This window comes from Paenibacillus humicus NBRC 102415 (assembly GCF_004000905.1).
In the GTDB taxonomy this organism is placed as follows: Bacteria; Bacillota; Bacilli; order Paenibacillales; family Paenibacillaceae; genus Paenibacillus_O; species Paenibacillus_O humicus.
Map to the genome: position 1 here is coordinate 44,490 of NZ_BIMD01000031.1, position 25,838 is coordinate 70,327.

Sequence of the window (25,838 nt, forward strand, 5' to 3'; positions counted from 1 at the left end):
CAAGCAGAAAAGGGCTTTCCCGCGAAGGAAAGCCTTGCCTAGCCGCCCGCTCCTTCCTGCTCCTGCTTCCGGTACTGGCTCGGAGTCAGGCCGGTCCAGCGGCGGAACTGGCGGGAGAAATGATGGACCGAACGGAAGCCGAGCTGCTCGGAGACGGTGTAGACGTTGAGATTGGAGATGGCGAGCAGCTCCTTGGCTTTGCTCCATTTGCGCCGGGTCAAATATTGGCGGGGGGAGAGGCCGTAGACATGGACAAAAATCCGGCACAGCTGGCTGCGGCTGATTCCCATCTCCGCCGCGATCGCCGACACGGACGGGGTCTCCGACCCGTCGGCCGTCAGCCGCTTCTCCGCGGCATGGGCGATGTCGAGCGCATAGGCCGATGCCGTCAGGCCGTGATTGCCTTCCGGCTGCGGAATCTCTTCCAGCAGGCGGATGACCTCGCCCAGTATCGCCAGGATCGCGGACTGGAAGGCAAGCTGCTGATGCAGCCCGAGCGGGATGGCTTGGCTGCGGGGGCCGCTGTCCGGGAGGGCCGAATCTCGATCGCCGATGAGCTGCTGCCCGAGCAGGCTCTCCAGTCCGGCCACGCAGCCGGGCAGTCCGCTGTCGGAGGCATGGCTTCCGGGAATGAGCCGGAACGGTGCGGCTCCCAGCCGGCCGCGCACTTCCAGATCGTCGAGGTCGAAGTGGAAGTTGAAGAAGGCGAGCGGACCCGTGCCGGCATTGGCCAGAGTATGGCTGACGCCGGGACGCAGCAGGAACCAGTCGCCCGGAGCGAGCGGAACGGAGCCGCCCTGCATTTCCTGCACCGCCGAGCCGTCCATGCAGCAGAACAGCTCATAGAGATGATGATGATGCTTGTCATAGGACCAGCCGGCCGGCTTGAGGCCGAAATGGCAGCCATACAGCTGCAAGGTGTCGGATCGGTTTTGGAAGGCGAACAAGCGCTCCATGCTGCATAGGCTCCTCTCGGGGGATGGATCTACGGTCGTGCATCTACAACCAGTATAAGGGTCTCTTGCGACAAATGGTTAAGAAATTGCGGACTTTGTGCATTGTTGAAGTCGCTCCCAGCCCGATACGATAAGGGAAAGAACCGGACATGGCGCGGGCTGCCGAAGCATCGCCAGAAGTCCATCCCAAGGAGGAGCTGTCCGTATGACCCGTCTGACCATTCAAGGTCCCAAGCTGATGCTGGGAAATCAGGAGATCCGCATCCTTTCCGGCGCGATCCATTACTTCCGCGTGGTGCCGGAGTATTGGAGGGACCGGCTGCTGAAGCTGAAGGCGGCAGGCTTCAACACGGTGGAAACGTATGTGCCGTGGAATCTGCATGAGGCCGTAGAGGGCCGGTTCAACTTCGACGGTCTGGCGGACATCGAGCGCTATATCCGGACGGCGGGAGAGCTCGGACTGCATGTCATTGTCAGGCCGAGTCCTTATATTTGCGCGGAATGGGAGTTCGGGGGCATGCCCGCCTGGCTGCTGAAGGACGGGAACATGCGGCTGCGCTGCGCCTACAAGCCTTTTCTGGACAAGGTAGACGCCTATTACGACGAGCTGATCCCCAGGCTGGTGCCTCTGCTGACGACGAACGGCGGGCCGGTCATCGCGATGCAGATTGAAAATGAATACGGAAGCTACGGCAACGACAAGGAATACTTGGCTCATCTGCGGGATGGCTTGATCAACCGCGGGGTGGACGTGCTGCTGTTCACCTCCGACGGTCCCTGCGACTTCATGCTGCAGGGCGGCATGGTGGACGGGGTATGGGAGACGGTCAACTTCGGCTCGCGCCCGGACGAGGCGTTCGGAGATCTGCTGAAGGCGCAGCCGGATCAGCCGCTCATGTGCATGGAGTATTGGAACGGCTGGTTCGACCACTGGGGCGAGGAGCATCATACCCGCGACGCCGCCGACACGGCACAGGTGCTGGATGAAATGCTGGCCGCCGGAGCTTCGGTCAACTTCTACATGTTCCACGGCGGCACGAACTTCGGCTTCTACAGCGGGGCCAACCACGGCGAGAAGTTCGAGCCGACGATCACGAGCTATGACTACGATGTCCTCGTGAGCGAATCGGGGGAGATCACGGATAAGTTCCATGCGGTGCGCGAGGTGATCGGCAAGTACGCGGAGCTTGGTCCGCTGGAGCTGCCGGAGCCTATCCCGAGCAAGGGCTACGGCAAGGTGAGCCTGACGGAGCGGGCGCCGCTGTTCTCCGTCCTGGACAGCCTTTCCGCCCCGGTGACACGCGCCTGCCCCGAGACGATGGAGCAGCTTGGGCAGAATTACGGCTTCATTTTGTACACGACGCATCTGTCCGGACCGCGGGGAGAGAGCCGCCTGACGGCGCAGGAGGTGCGGGACCGAGCGATGGTGTTCGTGGACGGCGAGTACAAGGGGACGCTGGAGCGCTGGAATCCGGAGCGGGAGGTGAGCTTCTCCGTGCCCGAGGGAGGCGTGACCGTAAGCCTGCTCGTGGAAAATATGGGCCGCATCAACTACGGTCCGCTGCTCAAGGATCCGAAAGGCGTCACCGAGGGCATCCGCTTCGGCCAGCAGTTTCTGTACGGATGGACGATCCGTTCGCTGCCGCTGGAGGATCTGTCCGGAATCAGTTACGGGCCGTCCGGCGCGGATGCCGCCGTTGAAGCCTCTGCGAACGAGCCGGCCTTCTACCGCGGTGGGTTCGAGGTGGAGGGAGAGCCGGCGGATACGTTCCTGAACGTGAAAGGCTGGACCAAAGGCGTCGCCTGCATCAACGGCTTCAATCTGGGCCGCTACTGGGAGATCGGTCCGCAGGGGACGCTGTATATCCCGGCTCCGCTCCTGAAGTCCGGCCGCAACGAGCTGGTGCTTTTCGAGCTGCATGGCGCCGCCGCCGCGGAGGTCGAGCTCCAGGATCGTCCCGTACTGCAGATCTAGGCCGGACAAGCAGGGCCGATCGTGCAGGGCAAGCAAGGCATGCCATCTCGTTCATCGTACTGCCGGTCAAGACGGCGGGAGGAAAAGGCGCCATGGCCGCCGAAAGCCATACGGTAGGAATCATGCGCTCGGAGCGCATTGAAGCTTGTGGGAATGAGATGAAGGAGGTTGGCGGAGATGGGCAGCAGCTTGCGGTTCCGCAAGGACGGCACGTTCAAGATCGTTCAATTCACGGATACTCATTGGCAAAATGGAGAGGCTGAGGATCAGCTGACCCGTTCCTTGATGGAAAGGGTGCTCAAGGCGGAGCGGCCGGATCTCATCGTCTTCACGGGCGATCTGATCTTCAGCCTGCATTGCCGAGACCCGCTGAGCTCGGTGCGCGAAGTCGTCTCCGCTGCGGCGGAGAGCGGCATTCCCTGGGCTGCGGTGCTCGGCAACCATGACGCCGAGGAAGGCTGCGGCGTCAGCCGCGAGGCGGTGCTGCGGGAGCTGATGGCTGCCGGCGGCAGCGTCACGGGTCATGAGCCGGGCATCGGCGGCTGGGGCAATTACGACCATGCCGTGTTAGGCGTTGACGGCAAGCCCGCCGCGTCGCTGTACTTCCTGGACAGCGGCGATTACTCCCGCGTCGATCGGATTCCCGGCTACGGCTGGATCGGCCGGGACCAGACGGAATGGTACCTGTCCCGCTCGGCGGAGCATAGGAAGCTCGGCGGGGGCGAGCCTTTGCCGTCGCTGGCCTTCTTCCACATTCCTCTGCCGGAGTACAACGCGGCCTGGGAGTCCGGCTCCTGCTCGGGCAACAAGCATGAGCGGGTATGCTGCGCCGAGGTGAACGGCGGCTTTTTCGCCGCGATGGCGGAGGCCGGCGACGTGATCGGAACCTTTTGCGGCCATGACCACATCAATGACTACTCGGGCGAATGGCTCGGCATCCGCCTCTCCTACGGACGGGCGTCGGGTTATGCCACCTATGGCCGGGAGGGCTTCCAGCGCGGAGCCCGCGTCATTCGGCTGACGGAGGGAAGCCGGGAGTTCGAGTCCTGGCTGCGGCTGGAGGATGGGACAGTCGAACGGCAGAGGGCGAGCGAGGCCCTGGATGACGCCAGCCCGCAGCATTTGAATTTATAAGGGCTTCAACCGCTTGAACTCCTTTTAGGGCCTCTTCAGAGCAACGATTCTTTTAGGTTTCTGTCATGCGGCTATAGAGGGGTATTCCCGGGTAATACGGCCCTTTTATCATTGAAACGGCGATGTCCTAGACTAAAAGTCCCCATTTCGGGACTTTTTTTCTCCTTTCGAACATATGTTCGCATACCAATTCTCTATAAGCGGCGTTTTTATCTTGCAGGGATTCGTACATACTCGAGGAGGACATCATTTTTTATGATTCCAACCGTAACCTTTACATACGCATGGAGCCGTCCATACTTGCCGGCGGACGGAGCAGAGAAAGTTCAACTGATCCTAGAAGCTCAAGGAGCCGCAAGCGGTCAGCCGGCCTCGGAGAAGGTGAAAGATCCCGTCGCCCATGACATGCAGGCTTCCGACCTGTTCCGGGAGGAGCTCCAAAGCCGGCTTGCGATTGCCGCACGCAAAGTGAAGCTGACGCTCCAGCCCTCGGATTACATCCGGTTTGACGGCATTACAGGCTTTGCCGCGGAGGATATTTTCGGCGAAAAAATTATCCATGCCGGAGATATTTACCACAAAGAATATAAAAGCATTTTGGTAGAGCTGGAAATCATGCCGCATCGGACGGGGACCCACCCGGTCATGCTCATGGAAATGGAGTACAAGAACGGAACCTGCGGCTCCTTCACCAGCTCGTTTACGTTGGAGGTTACCGCTGAATTCACCCGGGATCCGGAGCTGCTGAAGCTGCCTCCCCATGCCGATTTGAATCGACGGATCCGATCCCTCCAGCAGGCTGGAGAGGCCGAACGCCGAATAGCGGAAGCCGGAAACGCGGAAGGCATGGAGGCCTTCCGGCCGGTTCTGCTTCCGTCCGGATGGGGCCGGGTGTCAGCAGCGGGCACGATGATTCGGTTTTGACCTTCCTGCAACGCGCTTTATCCATGTCCAGACCGCCCCCAGGCGGTCTATTTTCAATTCGGGCTCTCTACGTATCCTCCTTGCTGCGCCTTTGCTCCTTCTGCCAGCGATCCCACTTGCTGTTCAGCAGTCTTAACTGGGAATCGATGCTTATGACACCGAGAATGAGCACGATGAGAGCAGCGAAAATAAACACATTCAATCGAATCGCCTCCCTATATATGGAAATAGTTGGATTCATTTTATCATCTCGGAAGAGGTGAGAATAGGGGACTAACGGTTTCTTGAGTAATCGAAGCCGGACCGGACGGACATTCGCCAGCGCCATTTTCCCCAAGCCGCCTAGTTGTGGTAGGGTAGAAGGAGAGGTTTTGCAGCCAGAGCAGGGATCGGAGGATTCGGCACGATGAAACAAGTACAAGCATTCGGCCCGCAGGATCTGCGGGTCGTGGATGTGCCTGAACCGGCCGCTGGAGCCGGCGAGGTCATCGTCGAGGTGCGGGCATGCGGCATCTGCGGCTCGGATAAATGGTTCTGGAATGTCGAGAGGCATTCCGAATACGTCGCCGGCCATGAGGTTGCCGGTCTCGTGACGGCAGTCGGCCCTGGCGTCCGCTCGCTGCAGCCGGGAGACCGCGTCGCGGTCAACAATGTGAAAGGCTGCGGGGAATGCCCGGCATGCCTGGAGGGAGCCTTCATCCGCTGTCCGAATACAGTGGAGCATATGGGTTTCGGCTTCTCCGAGCGCATCGCCGTGCCGGAGCGCAACTGCCTGCTGCTGGACCCGTCGCTCAGCTACGAGCAAGGAGCGCTCCTCTTCGACAACTGGGGAACGCCTTATTCGGCTCTGGCGAGAACATCGATGGGACCGGGCGACTGGGCGGCCGTCACCGGCTGCGGCCCGATCGGGCTGGCGGCCATCGGCCTCGCTGTCCAGCGCGGCGCGCGGGTGGCGGCGGTGGATCCCATCGCGGAGAGGCGCCAGTATGCCATCGCGATGGGCGCCGAGCTCGCTCTTGATCCGGCCGCCGGCGATCACGGCCTGGATGCGGAGCTGCGGGACTTTACCGGGGGCCATGGGCTCGACTATGTCGTGGAATGCTCGGGCAGAAGCTCCAGCTATGAGCTTGCTTTCCGGGCGCTCGCCATGCGCGGCACGATCGTGGCGATAGGCGAGCATGCGCGGGTAACGTTTGATTCCAGCGACCTTATCCACAGGCATTATACGATCGTCGGCTCGCTGTATTCCGGCATGACGGACGGCGAGGAAGTGCAGAAGCTGATGGTGCGCGGCGAGATCGACCCGATCCGAATCGTGACGCATCGATTTGGCCTGGAAGACATTCCGCAGCGATTCGGCCAGGTGTTCGAGGCGTCCGGAGGACTCATGAAATCGGTCGTCGTGAACGGCGGCGGCAGCGGAGCTGGCAGGATCTAGTTTCCATAGAGGGGACGAAGGGATGCCAAAGACGGACGCTTTCGGAATAGCATTCATATAAATACGGATAATCCAAGGAGATTACTTGCATTTTCCTCTGGATGGGCGTATCTTTCTTTCTACAGAACAATGAACAGCAGACCTTGGCCGTCCTGCCTCCTAGCGGGACGCCAGCTTGATTAGGAATAAGGAGGGACCAGGATGCAGCTCATCAACGCGCTTGAAGTTCAGCGCCGCATCGACCAGTTGAAGGATCAGGACATTTATCTTCACCTTGAAATGACGACGGGCGCTTACGCGTCCCATAACGATAGCTCGAAACACCCGGCGGCGACCTTCATCAGCAATGCCTCCATTCAATATTCGCAGGGCTCGATTTCGGGTGTCGGGCCCTTCCGGGTCGGCCTGAAGATGGAGCGGGGATGGGTGTACTCCGAAGGACTGACCCATTACGAAGAGACCGAGCCGGAGCGGCTGATCATGGCCGGCCATGACAGCGCGGGCAAGCTGGTCGTGGCGCTGCAGCTGAGCCGGGAGCCGTTCTGATGACGGCGGAGAAAGGAGAGTCCGGTATGAACAAACGTATACTAGTCGTGCTCCCTCACCCCGATGACGAATGCTTCGGTCTGTCGGGCACGCTGGCCAAAATGATCCGGGAAGGCGCCGAGGTCACCTACGCCTGCCTGACGCTCGGTGAAATGGCGCGTACAATGGGCATTCCGCCATTTGCGAACCGGGTTACGCTGCCTCAGGTGCGCAAGCTGGAGCTGGAGGCTTCGTGCCGCATCATCGGCATCCAGGATCTGCGCCTGCTCGGCTTCCACGACAAGACGATCGAGTTCGAGGAGCGGGAGCTGCTGGACGGCAGCATCGGCGCCATTCTGCAGGAGCTGAAGCCGGATATCGTATTCACCTTCTACCCGGGCTACAGCGTGCATCCGGATCACGACGCGACCGGCGCAGCCGTCGTGCGCGTCATCGGAGGCCTTCCGGAGAAGGATCGGCCCGTCGTGTACTGCATGGCTTTCGCGAGAGATCATCAGCTGGCCATCGGCATGCCGGACACCCAATTCGATGTGGGCGACTATTTGAAGCAGAAGATCGGCTCCATTCAGGCGCATCGCTCCCAGTTCCAGGTTCCGGGGCTGGATGACAAGAAGCCGTCCCGCGAAGTCCGGGAACGCTTTGGCACGGAGAGGTTCTGGACGTACCGATTTGAATAACGGCAGCAGAGACCGTCCTTTTCAGGGCGGTCTCTATTCTTTTGCTCTCGGCCAGCCGATAAGTGGAAGGAGGAAGGAATTTCAATCCTTTCCAGAAGAAGCTCGAACTCAGGGGGTAAAAAGAAAGCATGAACAAACAACTCTTCATCGGCGCCGTGGTTGCGCTTAGCTTGACGCTCTCCGCCTGCGGCGGCAAAAATGATCCGGCTGCGTCCACTGGGCCGCAAGCATCCGCGCCGGCGGCTTCGGTGACACCGGCTGCGGACGGCGACGCCGGGAAGGACGCAGGCAAGGTCGAGGTCGACAAGGGACTTTTCCATAATGAAATCACGATTCCGGCGTCCATGCTGGAGGGGCAGGATCTGGACGCCGTCATCGCGAAGGCGAAGGAAGACGGCGTCAAGGAAGCGACTAAGAACGAAGACGGCTCCGTGACCTACAAAATGACCAAGGATGTCTACGGCAAGATGATCGGCAGCATGAAGGACAACCTGCTGGAGGGCATCGAGGAGCTGAAGAGCGGCAAGGACTTCGCCTCGGTCAAGGATATCGAGCATAACGATTCCTTCACGGAGTACACGCTCGTCGTGGACAAGGCCGCCTACGAAGGGAGCTTCGACGCATTCGCCGCTCTTGGCGTCGCTTTGCCGTCCATGCTTTATCAAGTGTACAGCGGAACGGCTGCGGACAAGACGAAGGTCACCGTCCATATTCAGGACCAGGCATCGGGCGAAGTGTTCAACACGGTCGTATATCCCGACGCGATGAAAAACGGCTGATCGGCTGCAATGCGATGGCCGTCCAGATACGTCAAAAACCCGCCCCATCGAACGGGGCGGTTTTTTTTCGCGCTGCTCAGAGCCGGATCCCGAGCTCCGCGGCCACGCCGCGGATATAGGCGGCTGCCTGCCGATAATCCTCGTTGGTCGACAGATGCTCGATGATCAGCGTCGTATCGGGATGAAGCTTGTTCAGCTCCGCCAGGAAGATCCGGTAGTCCAGCGCTCCCGTGCCCGGGATGACCTCGTCCAGATGCACGGTCAGCTTGCTGCCGAGCCGGATATCCTTGGCATGGCAATTGCGGATATGAGGTCCCAGCTTGCGGAAGAAGTCCTCGATCAGCTCCCCGTTCCGGTAATAGGCGCGAGGGCTGGAAATGATGTTGACCGGATCGAAATGCACGCCGAATCCGGGGCGGTCGATCGCCCGGATCAGATCGAGATAGGAATCCGCGGAGTCCGGGAATACCCAGGGCATCATCTCCAGGGCGAATACGGTCCGCTCCGGCTTCACGGCGTCGATGATGCGGCGGGTCGTCTCGACGATCAGCTCGAACGTCTCGCTGCTGAAGTTGTCCGGATCGGGGCCGTCCCATTGCGCGCCGCGCGATCCGGCGATGTTGACGCAGCAGCCCGCGCCGATATGCTCCGCAAGCTTCAGCCGCTCGATGCAATAAGCGACCGCCCGGCTCCGCGTCTCCTCATCCCGGCTGATCGGATTGCTCCAGGCGCCCACCTCGGAGATGAGAATGTCGCGCCTGCCCGCAGCCTTCACATAATCGTCTACCTCGGCAAGGTCTTTGCCGTCCACCGGGCAGGGGGCGGCTCGGAATCCCGCTTCCGCCATCGCCTCCGACCAGCTCTCCGGGTTCATCTGCTCCAGAAACACTTGTCCGCCTAATCTCATTCGCGATCCCTTCCTTTGCTTGCATCGTTTGTCGAGTCGGTCTGACATTCCGGCCGTCATCGTTTTCCGAGCACTAGTGCTAGCGTTTTCATCCTACAGTATACCATAGTGTGAACGCGTGTTCATACGGATTTTGATTATGATCAATCTTCTTTATTTGCTCTGTTCCCGAAGTTGACAGCGCTTTCCATCCTGCGTATAGTGATAGGTGTAAACGCGTGTTCATGCTGAAGGGAGCTGACAGCCGGATGAAAAAGACCGATATCAACAGCGTTGAAATCGCGCGGCTGGCCGGGGTGTCCCGCAGTACCGTGAGCAGGGTCATCAACAATTACTCCAACGTCCCCGCCCATACGCGGGAGAAGGTCATGGAGGTCATTCGGGAGCATAACTATTTCCCGAACGCTTCCGCCCAGATGCTGGCCGGCAAGAGCTCCCGCACGATCGGGCTGTTCCTGATCGAGCCCGGCACGGTCGCGAGCGACACGCTGACCAATATGCTCATCGTGAGCGTCATCGAGCATGCTTCGTCCCTCGGGTACTTCGTGCTGACCCATATTATCCGGGATCCCGCCGATACGGTCACGCTCCGCAGGGTCAAGGAAATATTCTTTCAGCGCCGGATCGACGGCGGCATCTTCATCGGAGCGGCGATTCGGGAGCCATTCCTGGACGAGCTGGCGGCGGAGGGCTTCACGATCGGAATCGTGGATCAGGTGCAGGACGGCCGGCAGCAGCCGGGCCGGCTGACGGCGGAGTTCAACAACGCGCTCGGCATGGAGCAGGCGGTCTCGTATTTGCAGAAGCTCGGCCACCGGAATATCGCTCTCATCAACGGCGATATGAACCGGCTGTCCGGTCCGCAGAAGTACGAAGGCTACCGGGACGCCATGCGGAACAACGGCCTGACCGTCCGTCCCGAGTGGGTGCTGCCCGGAAGCTTCAGCGAAAGCGGCGGATATGCGGCCGCGCAGCATCTGCTCCAGGCGGGCGGACCGCTGCCCACCGCCCTGATTGCGGCCAATGACAGCGCAGCGTTCGGAGCTGTCCGGGCGCTGCGGGAGCACGGGCTGGCCGTGCCGGAGGGGATGTCCGTCATCGGCTTCGACGACCATCCGCTCAGCAGCCGGCATCAGCCTGCGCTCACGACGATCCGCTTCGACATGGGGGAGATGCTGCAGAGGCTGACCTCGGCGCTGATCGGCCGGATCGAGCAAGGACAGTCCGATGCGGACGAGGATAATCAGGGTCTGGCCGCCAGCCTCGTCCGTTCCATCAGGCAGGACTGCAGCCTCGTCATCCGGGATTCCTGCCGGAGGATTTGACCGCTAGGCATCGACAAGGACATTTTCATGAGAGACCACACTCCCAAACCGGAAAGGAAGCTGCTCCCTATGACAGGATTGCTTGGAAACAACGTCATTACGCAGATTGGAATTCTCGTCCACGATATCGACAAGGTCAGCCAGGCTTACGCGGATTTCTTCGGCATTCCGAAGCCGGAGGCGATGCTGACCGACGCGGCCGACACCGCGCAGACCGAATTCATGGGAGCGCCCAGTCCCGCCCGGGCCAAGCTGGCGTTCATCGACATGGGCTCGCTGCAGCTGGAGCTGATCGAGCCGGACGAGCATCCCAGCACATGGAGGAACTACCTCGATGAGCATGGGGAAGGCCCCCATCATATCGCTTTTGTCATCGAAGGGATGAAGGAAAGGATCATGCTACTGGAGGGCAAGGGCTTCCCGCTGCAGCAGAAGGGCGAGTACACCGGAGGCCGGTACGCCTACATCGATACGATCCCGCAGCTGAAGGTGCTCGTGGAGCTGCTGGAGAACGACTAGAGCAAGGCCGCATGGCCTTGTCCGCACCCGAAGCGGGCATGGATAGACGGAATTTAGCCTGACGGGACAGCACTGGATTCGTCAAAGGGATGGACAGGAGCTCAGCCCGATCCAAGGAGGGAACGCGGACATGAACATTCTCATTACGGGAGCCGGAAGGGGACTCGGCTTGGAGCTGGCGGCCGAAGCGCTGGAGCGCGGCCATTACGTCCTTGCGGGCATGCGCGAGCCGCAGGACAAGAGCGAGGCGATGCAGGCGCTTGAGGCGGCCTTTCCAGGCAAGCTGGCAAGCGTGCGTCTCGACGTGAGAGACGAAGCGGGAATCGCCGAGCTGGCCGCCTCGCTCAAGCGGGAGGGCATGCAGCTCGGCGCCATCGTCAACAACGCAGCGGTGCTGAAGGCTCGCGACACGGGTATCGAGGAGCTCGACATGAAGGATGTCGAGCATTCCTTCGACATCAACCTGTACGGGCCGATGCGCGTCGTGAAGCATATGCTGCCGCTGCTGCTCCAGCCTAGAGCTTCCATCGTCAACATTTCCTCCGAGGCCGGCAGCTTGACCCATGCTTACCCCGGCGACTACCCGTACGGCATCACGAAGGCGGCGCTGAACATGTTTACCGAGCAGCTGCACAGCCTGCTCGGCGCGGGCGGCGTGCAGGTGCTTAGCGTGCATCCGGGCTGGATACGGACGGATATGGGCGGCGAGAGCGCTCCGACGGATCCTCGCCGCAGCGCGGCGGGCATTCTGGACTTGATCGAGCGCAAGGCGGAATTGCACCCGAAGTTCCATTTCGTCGATTACGAAGGCAAGGAAATGCCGATCTGATCCATCCACTTTGCAGAGCGGAGGCGCAAAGCCATGAAAACTAGAAGAAGGCAGGGAGCGCGCCTGAAGGAAGACCGCGGCGTCGTCAGCATCCTCGAGACGCTGGATATCGGGACGGGCGAGCGTACCGTGCTGGCCGAATTCGAGGAGCTCATCGAAGCGCCGAACTGGACGGCCGACGGCAAAAGGCTGATCTACAACAGCTGCGGCCTGCTGCATTCGTTCGATCTGGCAGGCCGGACAAGCGCTCCGATCGACTCCGGCTTCGCCGATTGGTGCAACAACGACCATGTGCTTTCTCCGGACAACTCGCAGGTCGCCGTCAGCCATCATGCCGAGGAGGACGGGCAATCCCGGATCTACGTCCTTCCGCTGGCGGGCGGACAGCCGGTGCTCGTGACGCCGATGGCGCCGAGTTACCTGCACGGCTGGTCGCCGGACGGCCGCACGCTGGCCTACTGCGCCGAGCGGGACGATGCGTACGACATCTACACGATTCCCGTCCTCGGCGGGGTAGAGACCAGGCTGACGGATACGCCCGGACTGGACGACGGGCCGGAATATTCGCCGGACGGCAGGCACATCTGGTTCAACTCCACCCGCAGCGGCCTGATGCAGATCTGGCGGATGGACGCGGACGGCGGGGGGCAGACGAGAATGACGGATGAGGAAAGCAACAACTGGTTTCCCCATGTCTCGCCGGACGGTCGATCCGTCGCCTATATCGCCTACCGCAAGGGCGATGTCGCCCCAGCCGACCATCCTCCGAACAAGCAGGTGGAGCTTCGCCTCATGCCGATTGCAGGCGGTCCTTCCCGGGTGCTGGCCGAGCTGTTCGGCGGACAGGGAACGATGAACGTCAACTCCTGGTCGCCGGACAGCCGGCAGCTGGCTTTTGTGAGCTACCGGCCGCGCTGAAAAAGCTCATGCTGGAAACAGATCCTCATGATTCAGCCGGATCCAATCCGATTTAGATCCAAACGTTCCGTTTCAATTTAGATTCAACCGTTCTGTCTGTCCCTGTCAAGCCGGGTTCCGCTAATCTCTCCGCCCGAGAGATCGCGGAGCTTTTTTGCTTTTCCGTCGAGATCCCGCCCGCCTCCTTCTGTAGAAGGAGATCCGCTCCGGCTAGAAACGGATTTACAACGTAACAATGTTATGTTACGTTATTAGCAGCAAGGGAGGCTGCCTCATGGAGGAAGACTTGATTTCCAAGAAAGAACTGCTGGAGATGACCGGCATCTCCTATGGACAGCTGTACCGGTGGAAGCGCAAGCAGCTGCTGCCGGAGGATTGGTTTATCCGCAGATCCGCGTTTACAGGGCAGGAAACCTTTTTCCCCCGCCAGCAAGTGCTGGGACGCATCCGTCAGATCATGAACATGAAGGAAGGCCTGTCGCTGGACGAGATGGCGGATCTGTTCTCGCCGGCTCCGGCAGAGGTGGATTTGAGCCGTGGAGATCTTCTTTCGCGCAACATTGTTTCGCGAACGGCGCTGGAGTACAGCGAGCCCTACCTGGGGACGCCGCATACGTACAGCTTCCAGCAGATGCTGATTTTGTACGTGTTCGACTGCAGCCTACAGACAGGACAGATTCATTTGGAAGAGGGCAAGGCCATGCTGGCCGTGCTGCTGGATAATCTTGGCCGGCTGGAGGAGTATGAAGGCGAGCTGGTGCTGCTGCGCAAAATGGGCATGTCTTTTGCCTTGCTTCTGTCCGGGGACCGGGAATTCTATGCGGAGAAGGATGCCAAGATCGCGCTGCGAATCCCGATCGCGAAGAAGACCGAAGAGCTGAAGCTGAAACTATCGGCCCAGGAAGGGCGAATGGAGGATTCAAATGGGAACGAGGAATGATTTGATCATCACCGGAATCGGCGTATCCTCCGGCGGAGACGTTGGAGCGGTTCAGATCGACGGGGTGGGTACGATAAACGGAGCTCTCTCATGCGAAGAGGAATTCGTCGTGAACGGCAAGGCGACGGTGAAGGGCGGCGTGGAGGCGCGGAAGACCGTCATCAATGGAATGGTGACGATTGAAGGGCCGCTTCGGACGGAAGGATGCACGGTTGAAGGCAAGCTCAAGCTGGAGGGGAACTTGGCGGCGGAGTCGGTTCAGATCAACGGCAGCGTCACCGTCCACGGGAGCGTCGAGGCGGAGAGGCTGGCCTCGAACGGCAAGCTGCAGATGGACTCGCTCAATGCAGACGAGATCAAGCTTATGCTGCAAGGAAGCAGCAGCATCCGCGAGATCGGAGGCGGCACGATCGAGGTCATCGAGCTGGAGAAATCGTCTTCAAGGTGGCTGAAGCTGCTGCCGATGTCCTTGGAGAACAGTCTCACCGCGCAAGTCATCGAAGGCGATCATATCTACCTGGAGAACACGGCGGCCGGAGTGGTGCGCGGCGCAGTCGTCCGCATCGGACCGGGCTGCGAGATCGGCCTGGTGGAATACAAGGAGAGCTTCGAGCTGTCGGATGGCTCCGTTGTGAAAAGTAATGCCCGGCTGTAGCGCCGAAAGGAGGGATTGGCCGTGAATAAGGATTCTGCAAGCCCTTACCAGGGAAATCTGAAGCTGACGGGAACCTCCTCTACGTTGGGAGGCAGCTACGATAAGGTCCGGATCGTCGGCGATGCCGTCGTGAGCGGCGGCATCGCATGCAGCGAGATGAGATGCATCGGCACGTACGACATCAAGGGCAGTCTCGGCGCGGGGAGCATCCGGCTCGTAGGCGACGGGGTCTCGGAAGCTCTGCGCGCCGGAACGGTGAAGCTGACCGGGAAGGCGATCGTCGGACGGGATGCCGAGATCGGCGAGCTGGCGGGAGCGGGGGATGTCGAGGTGGGCGGCGCTCTCAAGGCCGGAGACATCAGCCTGCGCGGCAGCTTGAGAGTCGAGGGAGATTGCGGAGCGGAGCGGTTCCGGCCTAAAGGGATGTTCGCGATCGGCGGCCTGCTGAACGCCGGGGACATCGACATCAAGCTGTACCAGAACTCCTCGGCCAAGGAAATCGGAGGCGGAAGGATCGAGGTCGCTCGCGGAAGCGTCATTAGTCCGCTCAGCCTCGTTTTCCGTCCTTCGTCGGATGCGGTCCTTGAGGCTTCCATCATCGAAGGCGACGATATTCATCTTGAGCATACCCGCGCAGGGATCGTGCGGGGCAGCCGAATCACGATCGGGGAAGGCTGCGACATCGGCCAGGTGGAATATAAGGAACGGCTCGATGTGAAGCGCGGCGCTACGGTGGGGGAGCAGCGGAAGGTCTGACCTTTTTCGCTGGAAGCAAGCGAGAGACGTGTGAACAAGGAGTCGTTATAGGCGATGCCTAACCGTACAGGAATGGAAAGGCCGCTCCAAGGCGAGCGTATTTGAACCCCAAGAAGAGACGCAAAAAGAACATACGAATCCCGTATGTTCTTTTTGCGTCTCTTTGATTAATAACTGTCATGCAGCGATAAATGCGCTTCTTAATACTATATGACTAAATAATGAAAATTTTATTTTTTAAAAATAAACCATTAGAAAAAAATCAAATAGTTCTAGAAGATCATTCCATTATCCAGTATATAACATATAATAAAATTGTAATTAAATCCCAAATTGGAAAGGAAGGTTACTAATGAAAAACAAATTTTTGAAGATTGTGGGTACGACTACTTTGGCTATTTCACTTATTACTGGAGCCTCCAGCGCTGTTTTGGCAAATGCAGATACAGCATCCAAAGAAGGAAATAAGGCTATTGAAATTACTCCCTATGCAATAAAGGATACACTTACTTGGGATTTACTAGGAAATAAAACCGACCCAACAAATAGCTTTAGTGTGACAATTGGAGCTCCAAATATTAAGCTATATGCAAAAAATACAGGAACTGCATCATTTAGAGTCGAAGTAAAACACAATAGCAAGAATACGGTTATCTTTAATGAAACCATTTCTGCAGATGGAACAGGAAAAGAATTTATTAATAATGATAGTAATCCACTTGTTCCTTCTGGCACTTATACAGTGACTATATACGGTGGATCAGGTCTACCAAAAGGGCAAATTGTACTTAAAAGTTCTGACACTAAGTGGTGAAATAGAAGTAAGAAAATAGCGTTATGATCTTGCAATACAGATACAACACGTGTTGTATCTGTATTGTTTTTTAATTTGTGCACAAAAGTATCAAAGGACTCACGCAGTTAGCATGTTATAATAGTTTGATTCGTGAAAGAAGGGAGAAAAATGAACAAAAAGACATCGGGAACAAAGCGATTGTATTTAGACGGAATCAGGGGACTTGCGGCATTTGCCGTGGTTGTTTCGCACTACATCCAAGTGTTTTATCCGGCTGCGTTAAATGGAAAACCGCAGCAGGCTCATTTCAAGTGGGATGTCTGGTACGGCCATTCTCCCGTCAATTTATTTTTTAACGGTCAATTTGCCGTTTGTCTGTTTTTTGTGCTGAGCGGTTATGTGCTCAGCGTTAAAATGGTTGAAAAAGAAATGGATAGCGATACCTATCTAAAGATGCTGCAATCCAGCGCCGTACGAAGGTACATTCGGCTAGCTGTGCCGGCGGCTGTTTCAGTATTGCTTGTGTATGTAGCCCTTATTATGAATGCCTTTCATCTCCAAGAAATAGGGGGAACAACATGGACGGATATGAAAAAGAATTATTACGCTTTGGATACCAATCCATATACCGTTATGAAGGCCGCTATTTTTGATCCGTTTTTCCGGTTTGAAGCCCATCCTTACAATCCAGTCCTTTGGACCATGAGCTATGAGCTGGCAGGTTCTTTTTTGATTTTCGGTTTTCTTGCTTTATTTGGACGACTAAGAAAAAGATGGATCGTATATGCGGTCTTATCCATTGCTTTGATTCAAACCTATTTTGTCGCTTTTTTGTGGGGAATGCTGCTTGCCGATCTGCTCAAGCACAAATGGGTCCAAACTAAAATAGCGCCGGTACTTGGGCTTTTATTGGGAATTTACTTAGGTTCGGCGCCTTATACTCCATTAATGGGCACGATGTACGAACCGATAGAAATAGGAATTAAATATATCAATGAATGGATTCAATTCAATATCGATCCGCGACTTCTTGCACGAACACTAGGTTCTGTCCTTATTTTGTTTGCACTGCTTCGTCTAAAAGTGCTGCAGCATCTGTTTGGGTGGGGAAAGCTTGCTTATTTAGGGAAGGTTTCATTTTCTCTTTATCTCATTCATTTCACTTTCCTGAATACGTTCTCCGCGTTTATGTTCAGTAAAGTGATTCATCATTTCAGCTATAATCTTGCCTATGCCATTACGTTTACTGTTTCGATGGTTCCCTTATTTATTTTGTCTCACTATTATATGAAATATATCGATCAAGGCGCATTGAAACTAGCTCGCCTGGTTGAAAAAAAGATGGCCGCATCGAAGGATAAACGCAAAGCGAAAGCCGACGACTCTGTGTTTTTTGGATAGATTATAGCGGCTTTGTGTGCTGCATAAAGGGGTTCAACTTGCGCGCCAGGTGTGGTACAACTAGGAAAACGCCGAATCGAGGTGCTATCGTTGAACGTGCAGCCTTTGCCTTTGCCGGATGCCGAACCCCTGTCCGAGCCGATGATCGATGCCTATCTGGATCGCATCGGGTATTCGGGCTCGCGCGAGGCGAACGCCGAGACGCTTTTTGCCCTTCAGAAATGCCATGTCCATACGGTTCCTTACGAAACCTTGGATGTCGTGGGCCGCATCCCGATCTCTCTGTCGATCCAAGATCTGTACGACAAGATCGTCAGGCGCCGCCGGGGCGGCTACTGCTTCGAGCAGAACGCGTTGTTCGGGGCTCTGCTGCAAGCGCTGGGCTTCCGGGTGACGAGCTACTTTGGCCGCTTCTGGAGGGACGAGAGAGCGCTGCCTCCGAAGCGGCGCCATCATATCCTGCAGGTCGCAGTGGAAGGGCAGCGGTACATGTGCGATGTCGGCGCAGGCGCCGGGTCGCCGATCTACCCCTTGATCATCCAGGAAGGAACCGTGCAGGAGCAGGACGCGGAAGCCTACCGCTTCACTCGGGACGAGGTCTACGGCTGGATGCTCTGGGAGCGGAAGCGGGGCGAGTGGGACTGGGTGTACAGCTTTGCGGAGGAACCGCATCTTCCGATGGATTTCGCCGCCGCATCGTTCTGGTGCGAGCACGCCCCCGACTCGCCGTTCCGGCAGGAGAACAAGGCTTCGATTCGGACTCCGCATGGCCGCAACACGCTGCTCGGAGGTGAATTCCGCATCTTCGAGCTCGATTCGGTTCGGATAGAGACGCCAGCCGATGAGGAGAAGTATGCGGAGGCGCTGGAGAGATGCTTCGGCATACGCTCGCCCGGCGGGACCCGAGCGGTGGTTGAGCGGGTCGTGCTCCGGCATAAGCTATAGGGATATCGCGAGGCAAGGGTCCTGGAATACAAGGACGGTCCGGAGGAGAGATCCTCCGGTTTTTTGTCGTCCACGCAGCGGCTTGTACCCCTTTTCGACAATTCTATTATTTTCTTCCTATGTATTTACATAGAAATAATAGTTCTACTATACTAGTTTCGACAGGAAAAGGTTGGAATTCTATTGATAGGAATGAAATGGGGAATGTAGGATGAGGCGGCCTATTATTTTGAATGGAAGCCAGATTCAGGCCAGAGTCGAACCCAAGGCTGCGCTTCAAACGGCGGCCGATCTGAAAACCTCGTACGCGACAGGTGTAGGGCTGGAAGGCGCGCTCCTGGATAAAAAGCTCAGGGAGAAACGCTCTGAAGCCTATATCAAGGCCATGACGCAGCTTGACGGAGGCGGAGCCCGGCTGAACCATGGGGAGGTCGACAGCCTAATCGCAGCCATCTCAGCTGAATTTCCCGATCTCAAGCCCCATCAATTCGCGGTAGGAATCATTTCGAAATGTTATCTTGGAGAGCCGTATGAAGTGCATACTCTCGATACGAGACTTGAAATCATCGAACACTATAAGCGGGGACAGCCATTGCCCGGCGGAATGGAGAGGGGCCGCAGCCTGGCCATGCATCCCGCCTATGCATTCATAGAGATTTATTCCGATTGCATGATCGCGGTAGCCTCCAGCGGCCTGGTAGCCGTGACGAAGGGGGGCTGCGGCGGTGAGCACCGATAATGAACGCATCATCCACCTGGCTGATCTCCGGCGCATTCAGAGCAGCCTTGCCAGCCTCGACAGCACCATCACGCATCTGGATGGCAACATCGCTCATGTGTCCGGCCAAGTCCAGAACGTCAACGCCGAGGTTCAGAACACCAAGGATCGGCTGGAGCAGCTGATTCAGGAGTTCAAGGATTTCGTGCTGAAGGATCAGCTCGACAAGAACCTGCAGCTGGCCGAGACTCGCCTTGTGAAGGTTCGGCAGGAGCTCGAGACGAAGTTCGGCCATTATGACGAGGTCCGACGCCGGACGACAGGCATTCTCAAGGCCGTCGACGCCTCCTTGGTCAAGCGCCAGACGATCGAGAACGCGACGGAGGAGCAGATGCTCGCCGCTCCCGGCTACTGGCTGGCGCCGGCGCTGATCGCGCTGGCCTCGTGGCTGAACGACAAGCGCGAGCTGGCCGACAAAGCGATGATGGAGGCGCTGCGCCTGGACGACGAGAAAACCTCGCTGTTTTTCGCGCTCGTCACCCGTCGCGGCGGCCGGTTCAAGGCAAGCCGGGAATGGCTGGACCGCTATTTCGGCCAGCAGGATCCGCATGAACTGGAGCGGGAAATCGTGGTGCTGATCGACGGGTTCACGAATGGAATCTTCGGCCCCGACGCAAGGACGAAGACTTCCAAGCAGATCGAGGCCTGGATCGCGGAGCTTTCGGAGAAAGCGGGCTTCGTGGAAGAGCAGCATGCCCAGTGGAAAGCTGCGCTGGAGGTAATGCCCGTCGCGGCGAAGCCCGATGAGTACAAGTTCCTGCGCCAGTACAGTCCGACTTGGCCGCAGCTGGACTCTTCCCTGCATGGAGCAAAGCTTCATGAGGTCGTCTACAGCCACATCAGCGGAATATTCGGCCAGGAGGTGACTCCAGCCCAGAGCATCGCATATGCGGTGGACGGAATGCTGGACAAGCTCGTGACCAATTTCGACGACGAAGAGCTCCCACTGAGGCGGGACGAGCGGCTGCTGAGCCTGATCGTCGAGGAGCAGGGCAACAAGGATGCGGCCCAGAGCCGGTTTGGTGTCGAGAAGACGCTGGAGCAGCGAGTCAGCCTGACCCAGCTGCTGACCAACTTCGCCATGCATCCGGATGTATCCCAAGCCTCTCTGTCGACTCAAAAGCTCTCCATCGCTCTGTCCAGGGAGTGGATTCGCCAGGCGCATGACGACATGACGATGGAGAACCGGGCCGCCGTGCCCGGAACGATCGGGCTTGCCATCGACAGCTGGTCGGGGCAGACGATGGACGGCGCCAACGAAGCCGAGCTTCTTCAGTCGCTGGAAGCCCACATGGACCAGAGAATGCGGGAGGATGCGAGCCGCGTCAAGCTCAAGCCGATGCATCATATTGCGCTGGGCGCATCTATTTTCATCGGCATTGTCGGCGTCGCGGCGCTTATGCCGGCTTTCTTGCTGTTCACCGTCGCCGGAGCCCTTTTCTGGTACTTGAGCAAACGCTCGATCGATAAAAAAAGGAAGATCATCGAGGAAGGCTACGTCGAGCTCAAGGAGAGCTGCGTGCAGATTCTCCGTGCGGCGCTCGCCGATACGGTGGAGTGGCGGCTGGAATATGCGGAAGAGGACGCGAAGGCTTCCTTGGTGTCGGAGTTTCTCGATGGAATATCGGCGGAGCAGTACGCTTACTCGCATTATGACAAGGCCCGCGCAGTCATGAGAGCATAATCGAGCGGCATAAGGAGCGATACGGAATGAGCGAGCAAGGACAGACCTTTATATTGAACCGGGGCAAAAACGCAAGGCCGCATGAGCTGGCCGAGGATGCGCAGCCGAAGCCGGAACCAGTCTCCGGCTCTGCCCTGAAGGCGGTGGAGCGCGCGGACGCCGGGGACTTGCTGCAGCAGGCCGGTGTCAATTCGGCTCTCGCCAGCCAGTTTCCGGATTGGGATCTCAAGCCGCCGGCGGTGCTGATCAAGCGTCGGAGCAGCCGGTTATGACGAGGCCGCCGTCTACCTATGCGGAGTGGGTGGCATGTCTGGAAGCCTTCGAACGGGGAGAGAAGGACGAGGAAGCGCTCTTCCTGATGGAGCAGGGTCGATTGGAGTGGACGCCGGGCGTCGCGGAGCGGTTCATGCGCAGGCTGTCGGATACGATGAACGAACGGCTGGACGAGCTGCAAAGGCGGATGGCCCGAGATTTCGCCTATGCGCAAGGTACCGAAACGGAGCTCGTCCGGACCTTGATGGCTGCGCGCAGACGCTTCGGTTTGCTTCACCGCCTGGCCTCCATTCCGGCGCTGCCCGGCGAGGTGGGAGCGTCTCTGAAGGAGATGATCGGCACGGTCGTCCGGCAGACCCAGAATTCACTCGAGGACAGCGCCAAGACAGACTGGACAGGCAAGCTTCGCCTGATCATCCGCAACAATCCGCTGACGACATTTGACCATCCGGAGGCGCTTGAATCCGCCAAGCGGGAGCAGCAGGCCGCCCTGCAGCAGACAGCTGCCTCCTTTACTTCACGAAGAAGGGTAATTTTGCCATGAATGATATGAACAGCTGTCTGGAAACGCTGGAACGTTATTTGAAAGCCCGCATTCCGTTCATCTCCATCCGGACCTCCGAGCGGGCGAGAGCGCTGGACGTACTGTCCCGGCTCGCCCAAAAGCTCGCCATCCCGATCTTCTACCATACGATCTCCCAAGGAACCCGCGATACCGTGACCGGCCGCATGGCCAACGACGACCGCTCCGCGCTCGGGGGGCTTGACTTCGCGAGCCAGAAAATCGGACAGCAGCAGAACCTGACGTTCATCTTCACCGAAGTGCAGGATCTGCAGGATGACAGCCATACCTCCCGCCAGGTCCAGGACGTTGTCATGATGGCCACGGAAACGGGCGGCAGCGTAATCGTCATCACGAACGATCCTGTCTGGGGGCCGCTGCAGCGCCATGGCATGTCGGTGACGTTGGCCCCTCCCACGGAAGACGAAATGCTGCTTCTGATCCGCGACCAGATTACGCCTTACCGCGGCGAAATCTCGATTTCGTGGGGGCCGGAGGAAGAGAAGAAGGCAGCAGCCATTTTGGCGGGAATCAGCCAGATCGAGGCGGAGAACGTCATCGCGACGCTGCTCGCGAACGGTTCCATCAGCCATGAGGATCTGAAGGAGCTGGTGCATGCCAAGGACCGTATTTTTGCGGATATATCCGGTATCGAACGCGTGCAGGTGCGCGAGGATTACGAGATCGGAGGCTTGGAGGGGCTGAAGCTGTGGCTGGAAGCCAACGAGCCGCTGCTCACCGCCGATTTGCGCGAGCGGGGCATTCGCCCTCCGCGCGGCATCCTGCTCGTCGGCGTGCCGGGCTGCGGCAAGTCTCTCTCTGCCAAAGCGATCGCCTCGCTCTGGAATCTGCCTCTTTACAGGCTGGACCTTTCCACGATTCAGGGACAATATCTGGGTCAGAGTGAATCCAGGCTGAAGGAAGCCCTCTCGACGGCCGACCATGTCGCTCCTTGCGTCCTATGGATTGACGAGATTGAAAAGGGCTTGGCCGGCGCGATCGGCGGCGGCAGCGACGGGGGCACCTCGACCCGCATGGTCGGTCAGTTTCTGTTCTGGCTGCAGGAGAGCCTGGCGCGCGTGTTCGTCGTGGCGACGGCCAACGACGTATCCAAGCTCCCGCCGGAGCTGCTGCGCCGCGGCCGCTTCGATGAGCTGTTCTTCGTCGATCTGCCGACTCCCAAGGAGCGGGAGGACATCATCAAAATTTACATCCGCAAAGGCTTGAAGACCGAAGTGTCCCCAGCGCTTATGGAGCGGCTGATCCGGCTCTCGGACGGCTTCGCCGGGGCTGATCTTGAAGCGGCAGTGCGGGATGTCGTCAAGCAGGCGATTGTAAGAGGGGACGATTCGATTACGGAACAGACGTTCATCAGCTTCTTTGAAAATGTCGTGCCGCTGTCTCAGACAAGCCCCGAGCAGATCGACTCCATCCGCAAATGGGGACGCGAGCGCGCGGTGCCGGCGGGCAAGCCGTTCGAGGAGCATCAGACCGACGCCGATTCCGTTCAGCGCCGCAAGGTGCTGCGCAATGTCATCGTGTAGCTTGTCCCTGTATGTGATCCAAAAGCCGCCTTCAGGATATTCTGAACGCGGCTTTTGCCTAGTTCAGATCTGCTCTCAATGAGGGAGGCGACGATCGGAGGACGACACGGTTCATCATGCCGTGCCTATGCTGAAGCCGGGCGGAGCTCGTATCCTCGACCTGCGTCGCAGCCTGAACTGTCCGGCTGCCCTATCGGATAGGGCAAGCTGTCGGACGGCGAGTTGAAATACTGCTTACCGACAGGGCTTGGTGGTCCTTCACGGCCGCGATTTGAAGGTAGAGCCGATAGAGAGCAAAAAAGGATGACCCTTCTGCTGGCAACAGCTTGGGACATCCTTTTTCTTCTGTAATCGGACATACGATTCGTTAAATGGTCTCCAGATCGGGTTTTTTCCGTTTATCGGACATACGATCCGTTATTCGCCTGTTTTATCCTTCATTTGGAGTTCAAGCAGATGAATAGCGGAACCAATGTCCGATAAATCTGTATTTCTGCCCTTTTGGCCAAAATAGCGGAACCAATGTCCGGAACATCTTCCTTTAAAGCTCCGCGAGCTTGATATCGCCGATCCGGTCGACCGTCATGTCGGCCTCCGACAGATCCTGATTGCCGGAGTTGGGGTTGATGAAGCCGATCGCCCGCATGCCGGCAGCCTTGGCGGCCCTCACGCCGTTGCGCGAGTCTTCCAGCACGACGCAGTCGGCAGGCTGGATGCCTAGCACGGACGCCGCTTCCAGGTAGACGTCGGGAGCCGGCTTGCCCTGTGGGACTTCCTCGCCGCTGACGATGCAGCCGAAATAATCGGCCAGGCCGAATTTTCCCAGCACCGCTTCGATGAAGACGCGCGGGGAGGAAGAGGCCAGGCCGATTGCGACTCCACAGGATCTGAGCTCATCCAGCAGCTCCCGGATGCCTTCGATGGGCTCTATATCCAGCTTGTCCAGCTCCTGAAGCTTGTCCTTGAGCTGGTAGTCGATGATCTCCTCGGTCGAATGGGGGAAGCCGTACTGTTCCTTAATTGCCTTCCACATGGCGGGATTGGTCATGCCCACATAAGGCTCGAGCTCGGTCTGCGTAATCTCCGCTCCAAGATAGGCCATCACTCTGATGTCCACGTCGAAGTGAAGCGGCTCGCTGTCGATGATGACCCCGTCCATGTCGAACAAAAATGCTTTTATCATGCGGCTTCGCCTCCGGATAGGGATATATTTGATGCTGGAAATCAGGCCTGTCTTCCGCCGTTAGGCGGCTTCTCTGATTCTCATTTTGGCATTGCTTGGTGAGGTCTCTCTGATAGGCTTCATAGCTTCCATATAACGGGCCTTGGCGCCCGCTAAGCGACCGGAGTGCCGCAAGGAACATCGCTGTCGGGACGAAGCAGCACGACGTCGCCTTCCTCCGGACAGCCGCCCAGCACGAGCACCTCGGACCGGAAGCCGGCGATGCGCCGCGGCGGGAAGTTCACGACAGCGGCGACTTGCCGCCCGATCAGCTCCTCTGGAGCATAACGCTTTGTGATCTGCGCCGAGGACTGCTTGAGGCCGAGCTCCCCGAAATCAATGGTCAGCTTGATCGCCGGCTTGCGCGCCTCGGGAAAAGGTTCGGCCGTCCGGATCGTGCCGATGCGGATGTCCAATTTTAAAAAGTCCTCCAAACCAGCTTCCATTCCTTCGGCCTCCTTACAATCGATTGAATGCCAACAACTTTCCGCCGGGAAGCGTCGGCTGTGGGAATCGACGGCTCCTGGCGGCCTTTCAAGTCCGCGCTGCCGCCGCGGCTTCCATGGCTTCCCACTCTTCCCGCAGAATGCCCATCCGAATGGAGTCGTAATACTCGCCGTTCCAGTACCGGCATTTGCGCAGCCGTGCCTCCATCGTCATGCCGAGCTTTTCGCCGACACGGATCATCCGCTTGTTGCCGGACCAGGTCGTATAACCGACACGCACTAGCGGCATCGAAGAGAACATTTCCCTCATGAGCAGGCGGATGGCCTCGGTGCCGTAGCCTCCGCTCCAGTATTGCGGTTCATAGATGACAATGCCCATTTCCGACCACAAGGAAGGCTCATGCTCCCAGTAAAAGCCGGCTGTGCCGATGACCGATTCGGCCGTTTCGATGACCCACCGGTTCTGCGCGAAAGCGTCCTTGTCGCTCAGGAATTCTTCGTAGGGAACCGGATTATGCTCATAATAAGGGGCATCCCATTTTTTCCATTCCGGATCCTCGTCCTTGTAAGCAAGCTCCCAGATGCGGAATAGATCCCTGTCTTCGATTTTTCGCAAAATGACCTCTGAATGCATGACCAAACCGCCATCCCCCGTTTTATATGCATGTAATTGGAACCGGCATCCGGTTGGACCTGCCTGCCGCGGCCGCTGCAAGCGGCCGTTCCTTCCTAGACGGGACACACTCGGCTAGAGTTGCAACCCTTTAAATTGCATCGCGCATTGACTGCACCCCGCATAGGATCGCACCAAACATTAATTGCATTCCGCATTGAGTGCACCCCGCATTGATCGCACCAAACATTAATTGCACTCCGCATTGACTGCACTCCGCATTGACTGCACTCCGG

General features: G+C 58.1%; 28 protein-coding genes. 22 read left to right on the forward strand and 6 right to left on the reverse strand.

Annotated elements, in window-relative coordinates:
* Window positions 1–38: 38 nt before the first annotated feature.
* Window positions 39–956, reverse strand: coding sequence for an AraC family transcriptional regulator (locus PHU01S_RS17400; protein ID WP_049868100.1), 918 nt, complete (start codon window positions 954–956; stop codon window positions 39–41).
* A gap of 205 nt (window positions 957–1,161) precedes the next feature.
* On the opposite strand from PHU01S_RS17400, the gene PHU01S_RS17405 reads away from it, so the two are divergent.
* The 3 genes from PHU01S_RS17405 (at window position 1,162) to PHU01S_RS17415 (ending at window position 4,989) form a co-directional block, all read left to right on the forward strand.
* Entirely contained in the window at window positions 1,162–2,931 is a 1,770-nt protein-coding gene (locus tag PHU01S_RS17405; protein ID WP_127508847.1) for a glycoside hydrolase family 35 protein, read from the forward strand.
* Window positions 2,932–3,108: 177 nt separating this feature from the next.
* Window positions 3,109–4,065: a metallophosphoesterase family protein gene (locus PHU01S_RS17410; RefSeq protein WP_127508851.1), complete on the forward strand. Its 957-nt coding sequence runs from the start codon at window positions 3,109–3,111 to the stop codon at window positions 4,063–4,065.
* A 255-nt stretch (window positions 4,066–4,320) separates the two neighbouring features.
* A complete protein-coding gene (locus PHU01S_RS17415; RefSeq protein ID WP_127508854.1) occupies window positions 4,321–4,989 on the forward strand; it encodes a hypothetical protein in 669 nt (222 codons plus the stop codon).
* Window positions 4,990–5,056: 67 nt separating this feature from the next.
* On the opposite strand, the gene PHU01S_RS26920 is transcribed toward PHU01S_RS17415, so the two are convergent.
* Window positions 5,057–5,191, reverse strand: a complete 135-nt coding sequence (locus PHU01S_RS26920) for a hypothetical protein (RefSeq protein ID WP_021881241.1) — start codon at window positions 5,189–5,191, stop codon at window positions 5,057–5,059.
* 204 nt (window positions 5,192–5,395) lie between these two features.
* Between PHU01S_RS26920 and PHU01S_RS17420 the strand changes: the two genes are divergently transcribed.
* From PHU01S_RS17420 to PHU01S_RS17435, 4 genes are all read left to right on the forward strand, one after another.
* Window positions 5,396–6,427, forward strand: coding sequence for a zinc-dependent alcohol dehydrogenase (locus PHU01S_RS17420; RefSeq protein WP_127508857.1), 1,032 nt, complete (start codon window positions 5,396–5,398; stop codon window positions 6,425–6,427).
* 201 nt (window positions 6,428–6,628) lie between these two features.
* Window positions 6,629–6,973, forward strand: a complete 345-nt coding sequence (locus PHU01S_RS17425; protein ID WP_021882082.1) for a YojF family protein — start codon at window positions 6,629–6,631, stop codon at window positions 6,971–6,973.
* A 26-nt stretch (window positions 6,974–6,999) separates the two neighbouring features.
* The gene (gene bshB2 / locus PHU01S_RS17430; RefSeq protein ID WP_049869714.1) at window positions 7,000–7,650 is read left to right on the forward strand and encodes a bacillithiol biosynthesis deacetylase BshB2; all 651 of its coding nucleotides are present in this window, start codon (window positions 7,000–7,002) and stop codon (window positions 7,648–7,650) included.
* Window positions 7,651–7,778: 128 nt separating this feature from the next.
* On the forward strand, window positions 7,779–8,429 hold the full coding sequence (locus PHU01S_RS17435; RefSeq protein ID WP_021882084.1) for a hypothetical protein: 651 nt from the start codon (window positions 7,779–7,781) through the stop codon (window positions 8,427–8,429).
* A 76-nt stretch (window positions 8,430–8,505) separates the two neighbouring features.
* On the opposite strand, the gene PHU01S_RS17440 is transcribed toward PHU01S_RS17435, so the two are convergent.
* On the reverse strand, window positions 8,506–9,336 hold the full coding sequence (locus PHU01S_RS17440; RefSeq protein ID WP_127508860.1) for a sugar phosphate isomerase/epimerase family protein: 831 nt from the start codon (window positions 9,334–9,336) through the stop codon (window positions 8,506–8,508).
* A 248-nt stretch (window positions 9,337–9,584) separates the two neighbouring features.
* On the opposite strand from PHU01S_RS17440, the gene PHU01S_RS17445 reads away from it, so the two are divergent.
* The 15 genes from PHU01S_RS17445 (at window position 9,585) to PHU01S_RS17515 (ending at window position 23,261) form a co-directional block, all read left to right on the forward strand.
* A complete protein-coding gene (locus PHU01S_RS17445) occupies window positions 9,585–10,661 on the forward strand; it encodes a LacI family DNA-binding transcriptional regulator (protein ID WP_127508862.1) in 1,077 nt (358 codons plus the stop codon).
* A gap of 69 nt (window positions 10,662–10,730) precedes the next feature.
* Window positions 10,731–11,180 (forward strand): VOC family protein, encoded by a 450-nt coding sequence (locus PHU01S_RS17450; RefSeq protein ID WP_127508865.1) that lies wholly within the window; start codon window positions 10,731–10,733, stop codon window positions 11,178–11,180.
* A 130-nt stretch (window positions 11,181–11,310) separates the two neighbouring features.
* Window positions 11,311–12,009 (forward strand): SDR family oxidoreductase, encoded by a 699-nt coding sequence (locus tag PHU01S_RS17455; RefSeq protein ID WP_127508869.1) that lies wholly within the window; start codon window positions 11,311–11,313, stop codon window positions 12,007–12,009.
* A gap of 33 nt (window positions 12,010–12,042) precedes the next feature.
* Window positions 12,043–12,927, forward strand: a complete 885-nt coding sequence (locus PHU01S_RS17460; protein ID WP_127508872.1) for a TolB family protein — start codon at window positions 12,043–12,045, stop codon at window positions 12,925–12,927.
* A 274-nt stretch (window positions 12,928–13,201) separates the two neighbouring features.
* Window positions 13,202–13,867 (forward strand): YhbD family protein, encoded by a 666-nt coding sequence (locus tag PHU01S_RS17465; protein WP_048748802.1) that lies wholly within the window; start codon window positions 13,202–13,204, stop codon window positions 13,865–13,867.
* Window positions 13,851–14,522, forward strand: coding sequence for a polymer-forming cytoskeletal protein (locus PHU01S_RS17470; RefSeq protein WP_127508875.1), 672 nt, complete (start codon window positions 13,851–13,853; stop codon window positions 14,520–14,522). Before PHU01S_RS17465 ends, PHU01S_RS17470 begins: the two co-directional genes overlap by 17 nt.
* Before the next feature lie 21 nt (window positions 14,523–14,543).
* Entirely contained in the window at window positions 14,544–15,278 is a 735-nt protein-coding gene (locus PHU01S_RS17475) for a hypothetical protein (protein ID WP_048748799.1), read from the forward strand.
* A gap of 352 nt (window positions 15,279–15,630) precedes the next feature.
* Complete coding sequence (locus tag PHU01S_RS17480) at window positions 15,631–16,092, forward strand: hypothetical protein (RefSeq protein ID WP_084781420.1); 462 nt, start codon at window positions 15,631–15,633, stop codon at window positions 16,090–16,092.
* 150 nt (window positions 16,093–16,242) lie between these two features.
* Complete coding sequence (locus PHU01S_RS17485; RefSeq protein ID WP_049868089.1) at window positions 16,243–17,475, forward strand: acyltransferase family protein; 1,233 nt, start codon at window positions 16,243–16,245, stop codon at window positions 17,473–17,475.
* 111 nt (window positions 17,476–17,586) lie between these two features.
* Window positions 17,587–18,420 (forward strand): arylamine N-acetyltransferase family protein, encoded by an 834-nt coding sequence (locus tag PHU01S_RS17490; RefSeq protein ID WP_246029266.1) that lies wholly within the window; start codon window positions 17,587–17,589, stop codon window positions 18,418–18,420.
* 229 nt (window positions 18,421–18,649) lie between these two features.
* Entirely contained in the window at window positions 18,650–19,159 is a 510-nt protein-coding gene (locus tag PHU01S_RS17495) for a hypothetical protein (RefSeq protein ID WP_246029267.1), read from the forward strand.
* Window positions 19,146–20,882 (forward strand): hypothetical protein, encoded by a 1,737-nt coding sequence (locus tag PHU01S_RS17500; protein WP_127508881.1) that lies wholly within the window; start codon window positions 19,146–19,148, stop codon window positions 20,880–20,882. Before PHU01S_RS17495 ends, PHU01S_RS17500 begins: the two co-directional genes overlap by 14 nt.
* A gap of 26 nt (window positions 20,883–20,908) precedes the next feature.
* Window positions 20,909–21,154, forward strand: coding sequence for a hypothetical protein (locus tag PHU01S_RS17505; protein WP_127508884.1), 246 nt, complete (start codon window positions 20,909–20,911; stop codon window positions 21,152–21,154).
* Window positions 21,151–21,699, forward strand: a complete 549-nt coding sequence (locus tag PHU01S_RS17510) for a hypothetical protein (RefSeq protein ID WP_127508887.1) — start codon at window positions 21,151–21,153, stop codon at window positions 21,697–21,699. The genes PHU01S_RS17505 and PHU01S_RS17510 overlap by 4 nt, the downstream gene beginning before the upstream one ends.
* Window positions 21,696–23,261: an AAA family ATPase gene (locus tag PHU01S_RS17515; protein ID WP_127508890.1), complete on the forward strand. Its 1,566-nt coding sequence runs from the start codon at window positions 21,696–21,698 to the stop codon at window positions 23,259–23,261. Before PHU01S_RS17510 ends, PHU01S_RS17515 begins: the two co-directional genes overlap by 4 nt.
* Window positions 23,262–23,802: 541 nt before the next feature.
* Here PHU01S_RS17515 and PHU01S_RS17520 read toward each other — a convergent pair.
* The 3 genes from PHU01S_RS17520 to PHU01S_RS17530 all read right to left on the reverse strand — a co-directional run bounded on the left by PHU01S_RS17520 (window position 23,803) and on the right by PHU01S_RS17530 (window position 25,563).
* A complete protein-coding gene (locus tag PHU01S_RS17520) occupies window positions 23,803–24,444 on the reverse strand; it encodes an HAD family hydrolase (RefSeq protein WP_049868088.1) in 642 nt (213 codons plus the stop codon).
* Window positions 24,445–24,596: 152 nt separating this feature from the next.
* Window positions 24,597–24,929 (reverse strand): chaperone CsaA, encoded by a 333-nt coding sequence (gene csaA, locus PHU01S_RS17525; RefSeq protein WP_049868087.1) that lies wholly within the window; start codon window positions 24,927–24,929, stop codon window positions 24,597–24,599.
* Between the two features lie 88 nt (window positions 24,930–25,017).
* Window positions 25,018–25,563, reverse strand: coding sequence for a GNAT family N-acetyltransferase (locus tag PHU01S_RS17530; RefSeq protein WP_127508902.1), 546 nt, complete (start codon window positions 25,561–25,563; stop codon window positions 25,018–25,020).
* Window positions 25,564–25,838: the final 275 nt, after the last annotated feature.